The organism is Bacillus sp. JCM 19034 (assembly GCF_001310635.1).
In the GTDB taxonomy this organism is placed as follows: domain Bacteria; phylum Bacillota; class Bacilli; order Bacillales; family Bacillaceae_D; genus Halalkalibacter.
In genome coordinates, this window is record NZ_BAXR01000005.1 from 147,444 (window position 1) to 165,956 (window position 18,513).

The window sequence follows — 18,513 nt, forward strand, 5'->3', positions numbered from 1 at the left end:
ACTATTCCCCCACCTTTCTCAGGAGCTTTTGTGTAATCAAATTTGTCGTCATCATAATGATGAATAAAACAGTTGCGATAGCTGAAGCATATCCCATTTCAAAGCGAATAGTACCGTAATCAATTAAATGGGTAACAATCGTATGACCTGCATATTGAACACTTGGAAATCCAGCTAAAGCCATCGATACATCCGCAACCGCAAACGTCATTGTAATTTGAATAACAGCTCCAAACATTAATTGTGGCCGCATAGCTGGCAGTGTTAAAAACCATAGCTCTTGCCAGCGATTCCGTATCCCATCAATTGCACCTGCCTCATACATCGTGCGATCAACATTTTGCAAGCCAGCAATGAACGCTAGAAAACTAGTTCCAAGGCTGAGCCATAATTGAACGAGCATCACAATCGCAAGAATGTAAGTTGGGTCCTGTAACCATTGAATTGGTTCATAGATCATTCCTATTTTCATGAGAAAGCCGTTAGCATAACCATAGCTGTCCCCTGAGAAGATTATTAACCAAATAAAGAAGATGTTACCTGATATAGAAGGAGCAAAAAAGATTAAACGTAAGAAACGCCCTCAACTTTGAATTAAATTCATTAATTAACCATGCAAATACAAAGCAAGCTACATAACTAATTGGACCGGTAACAGCAGCAAAAAGCATTGTATTTTTTAATGCAATTAAAAAGACATCATCCTCTAAAAAGAGTCTTGCGTAATTTTGCCAACCGACCCAACGTGGAAATTCCAACATATTAAAATAGGTAAAGCTTACAACGATTGAAATCAGTACAGGTAAAATGGTAAATAGAAAGAATAAGAGAAAATAAGGTGCCATTAAGATGTAAGAATGCTTATGAACCTTTAGATTTCTTTTTAATCGATCCAACCTTTTTGGTTTTTCAATAACGAGTTGTCCTGACTTCTCAACCGCTAAATTCTCTGAATGTTTTTCACCCTTTAAAATATGTAACCCCTCCTATTCCAGCGGCAGGTCAAACTCTGTACGCTTTATTCTAATTTCATCGTTAATATAAATAATATAGTCACTTAAAGCTTCACGAGGATTCGTTCCATTGTTTACTACTTCCCTGAATGCATTATCTAAATGTCTTCCTGTAAAATAGCCGCCCGGAACTTCAGGCACACCTTGAACCCATTGCCACTGCTCCTCTAATCTTTCGTAATCTCTAACAGGCCATGGCAACTCTTGTAATGCTTCAATATTAGCTGTAGGGTAACGAGCTGCTGCACCCATCAATCCTTCCATTTCTCTACCGAAGCGAACTTGGATTTCTTTACTAGTCCACCATTTCAAAAATTCCCAACTTGCATCTTTATTTTCGGCCTTTTCCATGATGATCGCCGCTGTTCCAGTACTACCAACATCACGGCGAATGGAACCATCAGGTTGTTCCGTTCCAGGAATCGGGGCGAACTCCCATAACCCCCTAATTTCCGGTGCAGACACTGAGAGGTGATTATAAAATGTATAATCATCAATGCCGATTGGCATTTCCCCTGTCCTGAATCGGTTCGGAAAGTCGAACTTTAAAGGCAGTTTATAATTCGTATAGAGACTACTCCAGCGATTAAATACACTCATTGAAATATCAGAATCAAGAGCACTTCTCTTCGCACCGTCTTGATACAATTGCCCATCTTCCTGGTAGAGCATCATTGTAAACGTTTGATTTGGAATTAAGTTCTGCACATCACCAGGATTCTCAGGGTCTTGTAGTAAAGGCAGTGCTAAATCCATATGATTTTTCTGCAAAACTGGGATCATTTCTAAAACATCCTGCCATGTTTGTGGAATCTCAATCTCTAGTTCTTCCAAAATATCCTTTCGATAAAATAGCATGCTAAACATTTGTTGTTCAGGTAAGCCAAAGACACCATCATTAAATCGATAAGGTAAAACAGCACTTTCTCGAAATCTAGGCTCTACCTCCGCGAAATCTGAAAATTGGGTTAAATCAACTACTGCATTTCTCATCGCATAATTAACAGGAATCTCGTTACCAACCTGCATTGCGACATCAGGCCCTTGGTTAGCAAGCGTTGCTGGTAGTAAATTCGCCATCTGAACTAGCTGTAAATTGACATGAATCCCTGTTTCCGGAGTGAACGATTCATCAATCAATGCCTTTAAAACCTGTGCTTGGTCACGGCCCGTTCCAATCCAAACTGTAATCGCATCATCCTCATCATCCTCCGTCACATTCCCAATACTGTTGTAATCCTCAAAGAAAGAGTGAGTAAAAGCACCTATTTCATGTGCAATTTTCCTATAAAAAGGAGCATCTGCTTCAGGCATTTCCTGCTCAGGGGAAGCAATAATGAGATAGTCAATTTCCAGTGGTTGTTCACGAACAGTTAATATCCAAGTACCAAGACCACCAACATTTATTTTGTATGAATCAAGTCGTCGTTGAATCGTTTCTGGTCTTTGAACAAAATCATTAAGCTGATAAGCCATTGTATTTAAAATGGCTGTTTGATCACTCGTTTCTCCTGTTAATTCAGCTAATTCGTCGGCAATTTCCGTTAGAGTTTGACTTTGTCTTGCGAAAACCTCTGTCATCTCGGGAATATTCTTTTCTAGTTCATAGTCCCGATATGGATCTGGAACTGTACCTGTGATCATGATTATTTTTCGATATATTTCATTCAATTCAAGAACACTCGCCTCAACAGTTCGTAGCAATGGAGCCATACTTCCAAGTGTCACTTCCATTTTTAGTTCATGAGTTCCCTCAGTTAAATAAAACAAATACGGCTCCTCATCTCCAAGCACATCCATTTTCCAATTATTATCATAGTAAAAAGACACTTGTTCCATTTCTTGAAACGGAATATCGTCATTAATCATGATGGTTCTTGTTGAATAAATTCCCCGTAGCATGTTTTGTCGATTTTTCACACCTATTTTATATAAACCATCTTCTGGAACATCAATCTCCCACGTAATCCATTGACCCGGCCAACGCCAATTATACCCGCCTATTGTATTCATTCGTATTTTAGATACATCATAAGGCTCTGTTGCCGGACTACTCCGATCATTAATCGCATAAAGCGTTGGATCTGATTTTAAAGTTGCATGTTCACCTTGTACTTTAATCATTTGTCCGTTCGCCTCTACATATCCCATCTCATCATAATGTTGCTTAACTTCCTTATATTCAGGTATTTCTTCAATCTGATAAAGTTTAATTTGATCAATTAACATCGGCTCCCGAGACGAAATGAAGCTCAATGTATTGATACCTTTAGAAAAATAAAATAGGTAGGGTTCTGTATAGTAGCCTTCTGAATCTCTTAAATCAGCTTCTTGCCAGATTGGCTGCTCCACTTGTCTTGGCCTGAGATCATTTCCACGGTTATCTTGTTCAATTTCATCTAATTCGTTCGTCCATGTACGTGGAAAAGTTAATGTTGCAGCCCCTTGAAATGGAAGCTTTCCATTAATAAATAATTCACGTTCAATAGATGAACTTTTACCTTCAATAGGGAAATAGCGGATAGCGATGTTATATAATCCTTCTTCCGGAACATCTACTTCCCATTCAATCATGCCTACCTCATCTGTTTTCACTGCAGCACCTTGATCAATTTCTACAACCTCAATATCCATGCCATCTATCTTTGTATAATCTTCAGCATGTATAATAATCTCCTTGTTAGGACGAGGAAAACCTTGGTAGCGCTCAATATAATTGGAGTAGAGATCATCACGTATAGTTATATCGCTTCTCTCCAGCTCGACCACTGTTTCTTCGCCATTTAAGCCGGACTCTGCATATACGTTCTGATAGCCAAACAATGGTAGAACATTAAAAACGATCAAAAGAAGCGCTAAACTGATATAGATCGATAATTTCAATACATGTTGAAGCAACAAATCAAGCCCCCTCCTACTCGTTTCAAATCTTATTAAATAGTTGAACCCCCTGTATCAACCATTCGTATCAAGGGTTCATTGTTTTATATATTCTCTTGCAAAAGTGCTACAAATCTAAAGTTTATTTCATAAATTCCTCTACTAAAGATTGAGCTTCACCTTTTACCTTAGCAACAGCTTGTGAAGGAGATTCAATCCCCTCTGCAATATTCTCATTCATTTCATAAAATGCGTCCTCTAGTCCATATGCTGGCCAGTAATTCGGACGAACATTATCCTGCATGTCAATTAATGTGTTATACGTTTCTAGATTTGGAGAAATCAGTTCAAACCACTCATTACGTTCATCCTCTAAAATCTCCCAAACTTGTAAATCCTCCCAAATTTGATATACAATTTCAGGATCTTCAACACCTATTGGAATCGTTAAACCTTCATAACTATTAACTGGTACTGTATAATCGTCAGCTTGTGGACCTTTTGGAAAATAAACATAGCCCCAGTCAAAAGGAAGATCCGCACGCCCTTCCATTTCCCAACTATAACCTATTACCATTCCTGTAAGCCCTTCTGCAAAGTAACGCTTAGGATCTTCGTAATTGTCGCCTTCATTTGGCTTTATTACACGATGTTCGTTATAAAGAGCTGCCATAAATTCAAGTGCTTCCATCGATTTCTGCGAATCAATTTGCACCTCTAAATTCGGAATATCTAAAATATCTTCATCGTTTGATGCGATTAAAAATAAAGGTAATGCGTTATGATCTGCACTCATTCCATATTGTTCACCTGATGTTAATTCTTGTGCTGCTTCAAGCATTGCATCCCATGTCCATTCACCACTTTCCTGTAATTCTTGAGGATCAGGTAAGCCGGCTTGTTCGAACATCGTTTTGTTGTAGAATAAACCACCACTGATGTTTACAGTACTTCCAATCATATAAAATTGATCATCAATCGTTCCTAGCTCTTGAGGTATTTCAGGAACGGCAATATCATTTAAGTCAGCAAAATCGTTTACTGGGATTAAATAATCTTCCTTGACTAATGATGCAGCTTGAGCACTAGAAAGGCTAACTAAATCTGCAAACGGATCATTCGCCAATATAGAATTTGTTAACGTACTTACTTTCTCATCGTATGTTACTTCAACATATTCAATTTTAATATTGTACTTCTCTTCGACCTCAGCGTGCCGATCAACGATCATATCTCTTAACTCAGTTCCACCTGGTGGTGTCATATCCCAGTGATTGGCGATACGAATTACTCGACCATCAAGATCAACAGCTTCATTTTGTTCCACTGCTTCATCTTCGTTACCTTCTTCTTCACTATTTCCATCTTCTTCATTATCAACTTCTGTTTCATCAGGATCTGTTTCATCGGTTGTTGCCGGTGCACCATCACTACTGCAGGCAATTAATCCGACAAACATAATTAAAAGGACACATAAGAGCATTGATAATTTAAACTTTTTCATAAAACAACCCCCTCGTATTAGTGTTAAAATCATGTTTCCTGTTACATTCACTAAGATCAAAGATCCCCTTAAGTTATTCACCACCCCCTCGCTCATTTCATTATTTCGATCATTATAAAGATAGTGACAACTTTATGTAGATGAGACGTATTATATAAACTAATGGATAACTTGGTCTAATCTAATTTTTCATTTCCATCCTATAAGCCACTATAGGTCCTTTTCTTTGTACATGATAAATATTGTACACAGCGAAAATTGTCCAACCTCAGTGCTTTTTATATAAAAACACCAATTAAATTAAGAAAAAGAATACGCTTACATTACTTAATCATTATCTTATAATTAGTTTTCTTTTAAGTATATAGATTAATGCGTTATAAACATGGATTAATACTAGATTATTTCTTCATTCTAACATTCATCTTAGACACGACTACTGTCTCTATCAGTCTATTTTTATGAATAATAAAGAGGGACCTACCTCATGGCCCCTCTTTCAAACAGATGAACGATTCACACTTATATCTTTTTTACTGATTCCCGATGAATGATCGTGCCCTTAATTAGTTTTCTAACAGAACTTTTCCCATTTTTCATTAGCTTGTCGATAATAAGTTCAACAGCCGCATTAGACATGTCTTCAATATTGACTTTCGTCGTTGTCATTGGTGGTTTCGATATAGTTGAGTAGACATCATTATCAAATCCTACGACTGAGCAGTCTTCAGGTACTTTATAACCTATCATTGATAGTTTATTAATGAAATTAAAGCCAATTTGATCACAATTGCAAACGAAAGCAGTCGGTAACGGGTTGGGAACGTCAAGCTCTATATACTTGCCCTCTTCATCTCGATCAGGAATAATCAGTTTTCTATCCAAAGGAATGTTATGTTCTAATAATGATTTATAATAGCCTAAAAAACGGTCTTGAATACTACTAGTAGTATGGATATTTCCAATAAATGCGATTTTTTTGTGCCCATTCTGAATAAGAAAATTGGTCATCTCATACATTCCATAAAAGTTATCGGTTACAACTGTATCCACTTGCGACAGGTCTGTATAAAAATCAAGGAATACTTTCGGAATCCCTTCAGAATGTAATAGTTCAATATAACTTTTCTTTATTTGTCCCAAAATGATGAAACCGTCGACTTTATTCTCCACATATGTTCGTGGCAAGTTTAAGTATTGTTCATCTTCGTTACTCAAAATTTGGAGTATACTATAATAATTGTATTCTTCTAATTTCCTAGTAATATATTGATGAAATTTTAAGTAGAAAGGGGATTGATCATCGCCAATAAATCGTTCAGGAATGATCACACCGATGTTATATGATAAGCCTTCTTCCGTTGACTTACCAACAGTATTATTTTGATATCCTAAATCATTAGCTATTTTTTTTATTTTCTTTTTTAATTCCTCACTAACACCCCCTCTATTATTTATTGCTTTTGATACAGTCACACTGCTAACACCAATCTTTTCTGCAATATCTTTCAGCGTCACATTGTTTTTCAAATCAAAACCTCCAACACCTTTGTTACGTTTAACTTGTGATACAGCATTATAAAACGCTTACAAAATAGTATATACGTTTTACATTCCATTAAAATTTCTTCTTTGCTGCAATACTAGACTTATCGTTGACTTAACATTAGCTAAGCACCACACTTTTGTCAATTATTAATTATGAGCGAAATTGCTAGCCTTAGTACAAATTTAAAGAATTTAATTACTATCCTCCTATTCAATTTTATGTTAATATATACCTAATATGGAAAAAGGGGATAAAACCATGCCAGATCCTTATACTACTAATAGTCGGAAGACCGTGTTATTACTCGCACTAGATTTTATCTTAATTGGCCTCTCACTTCTTTGCCTACTTTATCTTTTATCCATTTATGATACTATTTCTCACCCTGTACTATTCCTAATTACGTTTTTAATTGTCACGTTAAATTCAACTTTTCGGATTATCTCCCTTTTGCGTTCTAACAAATAAAAAAGTACTGGCTGAAAACGACTAACCAGTACATCCAATCTATCAATTATTTACTTGATGTTTATGAAACACACGATAAATGAGCCAAATAAAACAAACAGAAAGAATCGTATACAAGATTATTTGTAGAACAGGATACAAAATCGGTTGACCAAACACGTTATAAGCATTAAATGTAGCAAACAACCTCTCTATTCGAATCGTCTCCATATAACTAAATGACGAAATATATTGTACCCACTGAATTTCCGAACCAAATTGATTTAACACGTAAGGAATTCCTAAAATCATCCCTGATAAAAAGAATGTAACAAAGGCATTTTTCGCTAATATCGAGACTAGCAGAACTAGGATTGCCAAAGCAATACTTCCGAAAAATTGAACACTTAACATCGCAGCATAAAATTGCCAAACCTCCCATGCAAACGGAGAACTTGAATAATTCGAATATAAGTTATTCAAGCTTTGCATCGGTGCATTCCACCCTTGTAACCCACCGTATTTCATAAGCTGTATAATCAAATTAAAAGCATGTAATGTCAGAAATATAGTAACAATATAAGTGATTGCTGCCATGAGCTTAGCCGTTACCAATTTTCGTTTCCCGTTTTTCGTTGCAAAAATGAGACCTGTTGTTTTTTGCGTAAATTCATCTGCAAAGATTGGCGACAAGCCAATCAGCAATAATAGAGATAATAATATAACCGTAAAGAACGGCTCAATAAAATGAAACAAACCATGCCACGCCTGCACAATATAAAAGCCATAGGAGCTCTCCACTTCTTCTAGCATCGCAAGTTCCTTTTTAGCTAACTTATAGTCATAGCTACCTATACTTAACTTATCCAATTGTTCATTCAATTCATTCTGACGTTCAAGATTTTCTTGCAAATTCATTCCTGCAAGTGAAACTAAGAAATGAACGTGACCAGCTATTCTGTCCTCTTCTGTATAAGCAACTGATTCCCCTGCATCTGATGCTCTCATTTGCTCACGAACGAACAACTCCTTCTCTTCAGTCACCGGTCCGCCAAGCTCTTCATATAAGTCCTCATATACGTCACCTGTCATGACAAATTCAATAGGCATTCTCTCTGCATAAACGATAAGAGCAAGTACAAGTATAAACACAATATAAATACTTTTACGTGTAAATATTTTAAAGCATTCATGCTTATACATCCTCTAATCCCTCCTCATAGAAATGATACAAATAAACATCTTCTAACGTAGGAGGGATCTCCTCTGCATATGGATACGGCTGTTGATCACTAATCACCCGAACTTCAATTTTATGCTCTTTTCGTTGAATATTTCCGACCTTATAGAGCCTTTGCACGTTGTCTAGTTCGTCTTGGTCTATGAGCACTTTCCATACCTTTCCTTCCATTCCGACTAATAAACGATCGAGATTACTTTTCTCCTTTAGCTTTCCTTTCTCCATAATAAATACTTCTTTTGCGATAGACTCAATATCAGAAACGATATGAGTTGATAATAGTACGATTCGTTCATCGGAAATGTCTGACAATAAATTTCGAAATCGAATACGCTCTTTCGGATCAAGCCCTGCCGTAGGCTCATCGACGACTAAAATTAGCGGATCATTTAGCATCGCTTGGGCAATCCCGAGACGTCGTTTCATCCCACCAGAAAACGTCTTTATCTTCTTTTTCCGACTATCCTCTAAATGAACGAGCTTTAATACTTCTGATACTTTCTCTTTTGTCTGCTGATTATCGAGTCCTTTTAAGCTAGCAAAATAGTTTAAGAATCTTTCTGCCGTAAAATGTGTATACAACCCAAATTCCTGCGGCAAATAGCCTAATACATCACGGTATTTTTCATCCAACAATGAAATATCCGTTCCATTTAATAAAATTCGGCCAGAGGTTGGCTTTAAAACATCTGCAATCATTCTCATAAGCGTTGTCTTTCCGGATCCATTGGGACCTAACAACGCATACACTCCTTCTGTTAGTTCTGCCGAAAAGGACTCCACGGCCCATGTATCCTTATACTTCTTCTCCACTTTATCAATAACTAATTCCACTTGTTCCTACCTCCTCAAAAGATGAAAACTTTCTTGCCATCCGCTTTAGCTGTAATAAGCAAAGAGCTAACCCTACCAATAGTAAGACAACATGAAGAGCGACGTTTAAATGAACCAAAGCCTCTGCCCATCTATGTTGAGAGAGTAAAAACGTGCTAAATAAGACCCACAAACCGGTAAATAAGGAGCTAAACACAACTCCACGGAAATGAATGCTAAGGAATAAAGCACTCGCTACAAACCATGTGAAAGGTGTCATCCAAATTAACGAAACCTCCCAAAGAGAATAATGGGAAAGATTCGGCATCAATAAAACTGTCAATACACCAATTAATACGATATTGTAAATAGAGATAATCAAAAGTTTTGAGAGTACCACTTCATAGACAGAATGCTTACAAGCCATCTCCATCTCAAGCATCCCTTTATCTCTACCACGAAACACTTCCAATAATCCAAGTGCAAAAGGCAACGGGGCAAATAGAACTAATATGAAGAGTGGATTTGCTACACTCACGTTCGCTATATAATAACCAGTCAAGAGTAATAAACAACTTACTATCCAAAATCCTTTATGAATAAAAGTAAAATCCTTGCTCACTCGTATTACTAATTCTCTCAGCCGCTCTTTTGTCGATATTATTTCTTTTTCCCGATTAGGAACATACTGTCTCAATGAATCAACAGTTGACTCTATCAGGTCATCATCTGGAAATTTAACGATATAACAATCTAATTCGTCTTCTATTGTCTCAAACTCATGTATAGTTTCGTTTTTCTTCATCTTCATCGCCTCCTTTGAGCCATTTCTTTAACTTCACTACTCCTTGCTTCACTCTCGATTTCACCGTATCTTCGTTACTATTCGTCACATCAGAAATTTCCTTTATCTTTAACTCGTGATAAAACCGTAAAATGATCGCCTCGCGTTGATAAGTAGGTAGTTGAGAAATAGCTTCCTTTACTCGTTCACTATCTGCTTTCTTACTAATCAGATCACTAACCGATTCATTCTCATCCGGTAACTGATTTGCAAGCTCTTCTTCTCCTACCTTTTTCTTATAAGCACTGCTACGGTAATAGTCACGACAATGGTTAACGGCAATTTTTAGTAACCAATGCTTGAACTCTCCACTTCCATGAAAGCGATTGATTGATTTCATCATTTTTATAAATACTTCTTGCGTCATATCATACGCGAGATGGTAGTCACCTATTTTTCGATAGATGTACGAAAAAATAAACTTATAATACCTTTTCACTAACACTTCCATCGCTGCTTGACTACCATTATGAATTTCATCAATTAATTCTAAATCTGTTGGCATTCTCTCACCACCTCTACTGATCATAACGAAACTGCTGATAAAAAGGGTTTAAAAAACACTAAAAAAATTAGAGTATATCAAAAAAACCTTTTGATATACTCTAATATTGGAAATTCAAGTGTTTCATTATGTTTTTTTCTTTACGTACTAAGAAAAGACGCTTTCTTTTTTTTTATTCCGCTTTTTCATAACAAAAATAATCAACATCTACAAATCCACCAACCTGCTCCGTTGGGTAATTAAAAATTCCTACACGATAACCCATAAAATGATCTAACGTATATTTCATTTTTAATGGTTCTCCGATTGACAACCACTCTTGACCGTCTTCTGAATAGAAGAATGTTGCTATGTCTCGGCTATCGGTAAAATCAAAAGCAATTTTTAAATAAACCGTATCCTTTTCATATGGTATTTTCCCTAGTAGCTTGTCACTTCCGTCACCTTGATTGACGCACATAACAACTTGATAGTCACCGCCTTCTAGTCGCTGTACTCCTACTGTACCAAAATGACTTTGCAAAGCGATCATCCCGCGTGATCTCCAGCTTTCATATTTCTTAGCTCAATTTTAGTTGAAGCTTCACAAGTAGGACCTCTGTTCGCTGGGTTAACGTATTTCGTGCTTGTAATATACGATCAGCAAGATGACAAGTTTCCAGCCTTAAATAGCCAGGGCGTTTCGTAACAGACCATTTTTCGTTGTCAGGATTATGATTCCATTGCCAATTTAGCGGAAGTTTATTTTGCACGTAATCAAAATCATCGCTTATAACTAGTGATTTTTTTGTAGAGACCGCTGGTAAATCAACCTCGAACTGTTCTGGTGCCTTTCCATTCACTCCAATCATCGGCCAGTCCTCTTCCCAATTCACTGGTAGAACATATGGAATGCGCCCAACTGCATCATGATCTTGGAACAGCATCGCATACCATTCATTATTCGGTGTATCAAAAATCGCTCCTTGAGCAATACCTTTATTAAAGTAGCCCATATCATCATCAAAAATAATGTGACGTTCATATTCTCCGAACAGTTCCTTTGAACGATAAGCAATTTGTCGTCTTCGTTGATTGCCTCCAGTTGGCCATTCAATAAACAGCAAATAATAATAGCCATTCAATTTATAGGCGTGGCACCCTTCACAACGTAAGCCGATCCCTTCCTTCTCTGTTTCTAATAATAACTGGTTTACTCCATCACTCTTAACAGCCGTAACATCGTCGGTAAGCTCAGTAATTCGGATATCACCACAGCCATAAATCACGTAAACATGGCCATCATCAAATAATAAAGCTGGATCATGATAAATCCCTTCGATCACTGAACGTTCCCATGGGCCATTTTCAATATCATTAGTCTGATAAATATAAAATTGCTTCATATCATTACTAGAGAAACAAACATAAAATGTTCCATTGTGATATCGCAAGCTCGCAGCCAAGAACCTTGGCCATAAATCCCTTTTCCATCTATTAATCGATGGGCATCATTATCCTCTAACGTATCAAATACATAACCAATAAGCTCCCAATCTGCTAAATTCGTTGATTTCATAATTGGACAACCAGGTACTGTGTGCATACTCGTACTAACCATATAATAACTTGAATCCACTCTTATCACATCAACGTCTGGAATATCCGCCCAATAAATAGGATTTTTCACTATCGTTTTATCCATCTTCTTTTACTCCTTTTAAACGCAATATGAAAACACTTTCACGTATTACTATAGCAAATCTGCCCTGAAATATAAATATAAAAATTAATTATTTTACAATTATATTACCCATTAAAAAACATAGAAAAAATTAAAAACTCCCACTATAGATCATGCAATTCCATAGTGAGAGATCAATTATGATAGCTTGTCTAATACATGCTTTAAAGATCGAACAACCTCTTGCTGTTCATCGACTAAATTTACTTGTTCTTCTTGATCGTTGTAAATATCATATAGCTCCAATCCATGTTGACCATAATCAATTAATTTAAATTGCTGATTACGAATCATTTTCATATCATCCCATTGCCCATATTGAAACGGTTTATGCTGCATTCCATCATTTCCTTTTAACAATGAGGTAATGGATTTTCCATCAAGATCCATATCGTCTGTCGGAATGCCTGCCATTTCAAGAATAGTCGGAAATAAATCAACAAGCTCGACTAATTGTTGATTAATCGTCCCTTTTGTTGAAGATGCTGTCGGATCAACAATAATGAGAGGGACGCGAATTGCACTTTCGTACATGACATTTTTTCTAAACAAACCATGATCTCCTAGCATTTCACCATGATCTGACGCAAAAATAATGATCGTATCTCGCTCTAATTCCTGCTCGTTTATACAATTGGTGATTTTTCCTACCCACTCATCCAACTGCGTAATCATTGCAGCATAATGTCGTTTCACTTCCTTCAGATCCATTGCAGTCATGTTAGAGCTATGTGCCTTTTGTCTATCCACTATCCAAGAAGGTTTCCCTTCTGCATTTTTTCTAATCGATGGGGGGAAATCATTATCTTGATAGGCGTCATAAAAGCGTTTTGAAGCATCCCACGGGTCGTGTGGACTTACAAAATTCACACTACAAAACCAAGGCTTCTCATTTGTAGCCTCCTGTATGAACGAGCACGCTTTTCTACCAATGAATGCATCAATCCGGTCTTCCTCTTCTAAAATTGAACATGCAACATTCCAAGGTGGCTGCTGTTCACGCTGCTGATAATGATTTACATACTTCTGTAACAAACCTTTCCCTTGCAAATAATGTTGATATGGTCCAGTTAATGGTTTTCCTGAATTATGATCGCTCGTACGGAATTTCGCCGAACTCATTTTCCCCTCTGTTTCAAACGGGTCTGTATAACCAAAATGATAGTTAATCGGAGCATTCCCTTTTTCCCCATAATCAAGCTCTGATTTATGGAGCTCAAGCTTACCGATTCCTGCAACCTGGTACCCCGCTTTACGTAACTCTTGCATATACGTGCGTTGCTCCAATGGATAGTGATGATCATTCGTTAAGACGTTACCCGATGTGGGTAAAGTCCACTCATCATGCTGCTCGACTCGGTACACATGATGGACTGTTGCAGACCGCCTCTGTAAAAGTAACGCCTTGTTTGGCTAACTGATTAATATTAGGGGTATGCACAGATGATTGTGCATACCAAGATAATCAGCCCGTAATTGATCAAATAAAATTAGTAAAATATTCGGTTGCCGCTTCATTAAACACTCAAACTTTTCTTTAAAGTCTTTTTTACTAATCTTGCAGCTTTCACCTTTTCCTTCAAACACGGTGAAATGGTTATATCGTAAGCATTTCTCATTAGAACCGCTCTTAACTCATCAATGGTAGCAGCTTTTTCTCTCAATTCATTATAGACACTTCCAAATTGAAGGTAATGATGCGTATCACTACCGGCAACAACCGGAAGCTGTAATTCATGAGCAAATATTGCTAACTGCATTCTCATTTTCAAGCCTTGGTGATATAAATCGGTTGCATTCAAGTCAAACGCATCTAATTGGGTTAGCACTTCTTTCTCCAAATGGGCTAACCCTTTAGCTTCTCTAAATGGATGTGCTCCAATTTTTAATAGGTTATATGGCCGTGTAAAGGATAATAAACGTTCAAAAGGAATAAATTCCTCCTTTGAACGGTATGGTACGAGGAAATCATTTACCTCTCGAATATCTTGTCGATTTCCAATGAGAAGTATATGGCCAACTTCTTTAATATCCACTTCCATTCCAGGAAATACTCTTACCCCGTCAACATTGTAATAATCATTCTCATAAGGAAAATGTCTATCTAATGTATCGTAAATTAATTCGAAATTGGTTGTATTGAAATGTTCTGTTAATGCAAGGCATCTAACCCATTTTCCTTAGCATTTTCAATATGCTCCTTAAACCCATCTAACGTAAATTCCGCTTTTTTACTTAACTTCGCATGTGTATGAAAATCTATTTTCATTGCTGTACACCTCTTTCCCCATTATTGCCTTATAGCTTGATAATCTTCATACAGTTCATTCATTTCATCAATGATGTCTTGTCCACCATTTTCTAGCCATTGATCAACAGCTAATTCAACATCTTCCAGCCCTCTTCTTCCGACAACAATTTCCGTTAACACTTGTTCAAATTCTGAGTCGAGCTGAGCACCTATTTCCACATTTTTATCAGATACCAATCCCGGATTGTCATCTACCCAAAATATGTTTCATTCTCTTCATATTGCGCTGCTAACTCTTGTTCAAACTCTTCTCCTAACCACCAATAAGCCCGGTGCATGGGATTCCATGCTCGTAATATGTCTGTTCCTATTGACGCTGGTTCATGTTCGTCCCAAGCATCAAGCTGTTCAACTGTTCCATCCTCATGAACCGTATAATGGATATCCTCTATTCCGTGACGCGTAATTTCATAACCTTCTGTAATATTCCATTCATAAATAGCTAAAATACGGTGTGCTTTTTCAGCACTAACATTAGCGTTAATAACCTTTTTAAAGTAGCTTGGTCTTGTAGGAGTTGTTCTTTCGCCATCCGGACCAGCAGGCGGTGCCATGAACGTCAACGTAGCGTTTGGATCATGCTCCTTAATATCTTCCGCTTCTTTACGATGAACACTGTTTGGATTCACATATTCAATTCCCGCAATCCCTTCACTCAAACGTTCATTTGCATCACGCCAATCACTATGTAACATAAAATCTTTATCTAACACATCTTCTTCATACGCTTTTCTCATAAAAGAAATATATTCTGTTAATTCTTCCAGTTGTGCTTGATATGGTATTAGCTGCCCATCTACTTCTTTCCATTCTCTAGCTAAACCAAACGCTCCGCCACGCCACGCCGTTCCATCCTCAGAGAACAAGCCGAGTGACGAAAAGCCAATAGTATCTTGGCGCCCCGTTCCATTTGGATCTTGGTGTGCGAAAGCATGGGCAACTTCATAAAATTCATCGATTGTATCAGGAACGTCTAATCCAAGATTATCTAACCAGTCTTGTCGTATCGCGAGTACATTTCTCGTTTGCAAGCGGTATTCAGGTACTCCATAATAGCTTTCTGGTGGGTTTAAGACCTCCCATGCCCAGGTTGGAATTCCTTCCTCAAGCTCAGGATGGTATTGAAGTAATGGCTTCACATCATAATAGGCACCACGCTCAGCCCAATCAATGTACATTCGTGGATCATTGTAGCCAAAACGCCAAATATCAGGTAAATCACCACTAGCTGCAAGTGTACTTAAATACGTATCAAAGTCATCTCGATCATAGTATTGAATATCAAACGTGACGTTAAACTTCTCTTCAATATATTCGAAAATTGGGTTATCTTCATATTGAATCGGGGAACCTGTCGTTAACATTGAAATCGTTAAATGTTCATCGAAATTAAACGGTTCAAAGTCATCACTCAATTCTGCTTCTAACAATTCATCATTTTCATCTGTTTGCTTCTCTCCCTCACTACTTTCAGAGCATCCTATTACAACAAACAGTAACAGCATTACAATCAGTAACAATCGATATTTTTCCATTATTATTTCTCCCTCCTTTTATAACCGAAGACAAACCATCACTATACTCAACTATCACTAGCAAACGCCCCATCAACCAACCCCTTTCAAATCGAACAGTAAATTTATTCCTTTACAGATCCTAATAAAAATCCTTTGTTAAAGTATTTTTGGAAAAAAGGAAAAACAATTATTAGAGGTGTAATCGTAATAACGATGGCTGCCATTGGAACTGCCGGACTAAACAAGATGTCTGCTGTCTCCGTTCCTAATAAGTCTTCATCTTGAATAATTAAACGTCTTAGCATGACTTGTAGTGGCATAAGGCTTTGATCGTGCAAATATAAAATCGCTTCAAAATAAGAATTCCAATGAGCTACCATGTAAAAGATCGTAAATGTCGCAATTGCAGGTTTGGCTAAAGGTAAAGCAACAGCTAAAAGCAAGCGCCATTCCCCACATCCATCTATTCTTGCAGCATCCTCTAACTCTCTTGGAATATTTCCGAACAAACCTCTCATAACAATTAGGTAAAATGGTGAAATTGCACCTGTTAACCAAATTGCCCAATACGAATCCAAAAGCCCTAAACTATTAACAATTAAATAGAGTGGAATCATTCCACCGCTAAATAACATCGTAAATAGCACCATAAAATTAATAGTCGTCCGACCAGGCAACCATTTTTTGATAGACCATAGGCCATTAACGTCGTTAATAATACATTGATAAACGTCCCAACTACCGTAATGATGACAGCATTTTTAAATGCATTTAGAAATTCTACATTATTCATTAAATATAAATAGGCATCAAAAGTAATCTCACGTGGAATGATAAAAAATCCTCTTGTCACAAACTCACTGCGATCAGCAATGGAACTTCCATAAACATATAGCAACGGTAAGAGCACAGTCAGGGTAATGAGTGAAACGATTGTATAAACAATGATTTCAAATAATTTATCCTCAGTTAATTTCAGCTTTCTCATTAGTAAACCCCTTCCTTACCAAGCTTCTTGGCAATCGTATTTGCTGCCATGACCATTATTAAAGCAACAACCGATTTAAATAAGCCCACAGCTGTCGTATAGCTAAACTGTCCACCAATGACACCTGCACGATACACATATGTATCAAATACATCTGAAACACTCATATTCAATGGGTTTTGCAAAAGGTAGATATGGGTAAAACTTAAATCCATAAATCCTCCAAAGCGTAAAATCAACATAATGATGACCAAATACATGATCGATGGCACTGTTATGTGCCAAATCATTTGCAATCTATTCGCTCCGTCAACTCTTGCTGCCTCGTACAATTGCGGATTAATCGCTGACATTGCTGCCAAATAAACAATCGCATCCCAACCAATCCCATTCCAAATATTTTGAATGACCCACAACGGTCGAAAATAGCTTGGGTCAGTCAATAATTCAACCCGATCAAATCCTAAGTCAACTAATAAATTGTTGATGCTCCCATTTTGAGTTGAAAACAGCATGACCGTAATCCCAACGATAACAACCCATGAAACAAAATGAGGTGTGTATAAAATCGTTTGGATTGTCGTCCGAAAAAAACGCAAGCGTATTTCATTCAGTAGTAAAGCTAGAATAATCGGTGCAGGAAAATAAAATAAAATATCATAAATACTCAAAACAAACGTATTCCATAATAAAGATAAGAAAAGTCTCTCCTGAAACAGCCGGATAAAGTGATCTAAGCCGACCCACTCGCTTTGAAAAAATCCTTTAAATGGATCATAGTCTATAAAAGCGACCGTTAACCCTATCATTGGCCCATATTTAAAGATGAGAAAGAAAAGCACACCTGGTAACATCATTAAATAGAGAGGAATCCCCCTTTTGACTAACCTTATTCTTTCTCCCCTCTTATTTACTCGTATCTGCCTATTGTTTTGTAATTCTGTGATCGTCTTTGCCATAAAGACCTCCTTTTGTATGATGTATAGACGTCTTTGTGAATTGATGTTACTAGAGTTTCATTAAGGAAATGTTTATAACATGTAAACTTTCTATTAATAATGTTTAACAAAGCTTTAACAAAACTCTATAAACGCTATACTATCAGCCATTCCCACTGTTGATTCAATTCTTTATAAATTTGGTATACTATGGAACAAATAAAAAAAGTGATATAATCAA

The 18,513-nt window shown here is 37.0% G+C and carries 17 protein-coding genes and 1 pseudogene; all 18 read right to left on the reverse strand.

The genetic code is table 11. From position 1 onward, the window contains the following. Position 1 precedes the first annotated feature (1 nt). The 18 genes and pseudogenes from JCM19034_RS10430 to JCM19034_RS10500 all read right to left on the reverse strand — a co-directional run bounded on the left by JCM19034_RS10430 (position 2) and on the right by JCM19034_RS10500 (position 18,293). Positions 2-914, reverse strand: a pseudogene (locus JCM19034_RS10430) (carbohydrate ABC transporter permease). A 72-nt stretch (positions 915-986) separates the two neighbouring features. Continuing rightward, on the reverse strand, positions 987-3,914 hold the full coding sequence (locus JCM19034_RS10435; RefSeq protein WP_231686909.1) for an extracellular solute-binding protein: 2,928 nt from the start codon (positions 3,912-3,914) through the stop codon (positions 987-989). A gap of 121 nt (positions 3,915-4,035) precedes the next feature. Then, positions 4,036-5,397, reverse strand: a complete 1,362-nt coding sequence (locus tag JCM19034_RS10440) for an ABC transporter substrate-binding protein (protein ID WP_062049524.1) — start codon at positions 5,395-5,397, stop codon at positions 4,036-4,038. Between the two features lie 522 nt (positions 5,398-5,919). Then, positions 5,920-6,927 (reverse strand): substrate-binding domain-containing protein, encoded by a 1,008-nt coding sequence (locus tag JCM19034_RS10445; RefSeq protein WP_062049526.1) that lies wholly within the window; start codon positions 6,925-6,927, stop codon positions 5,920-5,922. A 529-nt stretch (positions 6,928-7,456) separates the two neighbouring features. Beyond that, positions 7,457-8,596: a hypothetical protein gene (locus JCM19034_RS10450; RefSeq protein WP_062049528.1), complete on the reverse strand. Its 1,140-nt coding sequence runs from the start codon at positions 8,594-8,596 to the stop codon at positions 7,457-7,459. Beyond that, the gene (locus JCM19034_RS10455) at positions 8,589-9,467 is read right to left on the reverse strand and encodes an ABC transporter ATP-binding protein (protein ID WP_062049529.1); all 879 of its coding nucleotides are present in this window, start codon (positions 9,465-9,467) and stop codon (positions 8,589-8,591) included. The genes JCM19034_RS10450 and JCM19034_RS10455 overlap by 8 nt, the downstream gene beginning before the upstream one ends. After that, entirely contained in the window at positions 9,451-10,251 is an 801-nt protein-coding gene (locus tag JCM19034_RS10460; RefSeq protein WP_062049531.1) for a hypothetical protein, read from the reverse strand. Before JCM19034_RS10460 ends, JCM19034_RS10455 begins: the two co-directional genes overlap by 17 nt. Further along, positions 10,226-10,795 (reverse strand): RNA polymerase sigma factor, encoded by a 570-nt coding sequence (locus JCM19034_RS10465; protein ID WP_062049533.1) that lies wholly within the window; start codon positions 10,793-10,795, stop codon positions 10,226-10,228. The genes JCM19034_RS10460 and JCM19034_RS10465 overlap by 26 nt, the downstream gene beginning before the upstream one ends. Positions 10,796-10,967: 172 nt before the next feature. Further along, positions 10,968-11,327, reverse strand: coding sequence for a hypothetical protein (locus JCM19034_RS24885; protein WP_370621888.1), 360 nt, complete (start codon positions 11,325-11,327; stop codon positions 10,968-10,970). Positions 11,328-11,355: 28 nt separating this feature from the next. After that, complete coding sequence (locus JCM19034_RS24890) at positions 11,356-12,180, reverse strand: family 43 glycosylhydrolase (RefSeq protein WP_370621889.1); 825 nt, start codon at positions 12,178-12,180, stop codon at positions 11,356-11,358. Then, entirely contained in the window at positions 12,177-12,479 is a 303-nt protein-coding gene (locus JCM19034_RS24895; RefSeq protein ID WP_370621890.1) for a family 43 glycosylhydrolase, read from the reverse strand. The genes JCM19034_RS24890 and JCM19034_RS24895 overlap by 4 nt, the downstream gene beginning before the upstream one ends. A 177-nt stretch (positions 12,480-12,656) precedes the next feature. Continuing rightward, complete coding sequence (locus tag JCM19034_RS10475; RefSeq protein ID WP_062049535.1) at positions 12,657-13,883, reverse strand: sulfatase; 1,227 nt, start codon at positions 13,881-13,883, stop codon at positions 12,657-12,659. 152 nt (positions 13,884-14,035) lie between these two features. Further along, the gene (locus JCM19034_RS10480; RefSeq protein ID WP_231686910.1) at positions 14,036-14,560 is read right to left on the reverse strand and encodes a PHP-associated domain-containing protein; all 525 of its coding nucleotides are present in this window, start codon (positions 14,558-14,560) and stop codon (positions 14,036-14,038) included. A 248-nt stretch (positions 14,561-14,808) separates the two neighbouring features. Next, a complete protein-coding gene (locus tag JCM19034_RS10485) occupies positions 14,809-15,006 on the reverse strand; it encodes a hypothetical protein (RefSeq protein WP_062049537.1) in 198 nt (65 codons plus the stop codon). 14 nt (positions 15,007-15,020) lie between these two features. Continuing rightward, positions 15,021-16,364, reverse strand: a complete 1,344-nt coding sequence (locus JCM19034_RS10490) for an extracellular solute-binding protein (protein WP_062049539.1) — start codon at positions 16,362-16,364, stop codon at positions 15,021-15,023. Positions 16,365-16,468: 104 nt separating this feature from the next. Then, complete coding sequence (locus JCM19034_RS23135) at positions 16,469-16,981, reverse strand: carbohydrate ABC transporter permease (RefSeq protein ID WP_231686911.1); 513 nt, start codon at positions 16,979-16,981, stop codon at positions 16,469-16,471. Next, the gene (locus tag JCM19034_RS23140) at positions 16,960-17,334 is read right to left on the reverse strand and encodes a hypothetical protein (RefSeq protein ID WP_231686912.1); all 375 of its coding nucleotides are present in this window, start codon (positions 17,332-17,334) and stop codon (positions 16,960-16,962) included. Before JCM19034_RS23140 ends, JCM19034_RS23135 begins: the two co-directional genes overlap by 22 nt. Beyond that, a complete protein-coding gene (locus JCM19034_RS10500; RefSeq protein WP_062049541.1) occupies positions 17,334-18,293 on the reverse strand; it encodes a sugar ABC transporter permease in 960 nt (319 codons plus the stop codon). The genes JCM19034_RS23140 and JCM19034_RS10500 overlap by 1 nt, the downstream gene beginning before the upstream one ends. Positions 18,294-18,513: the final 220 nt, after the last annotated feature.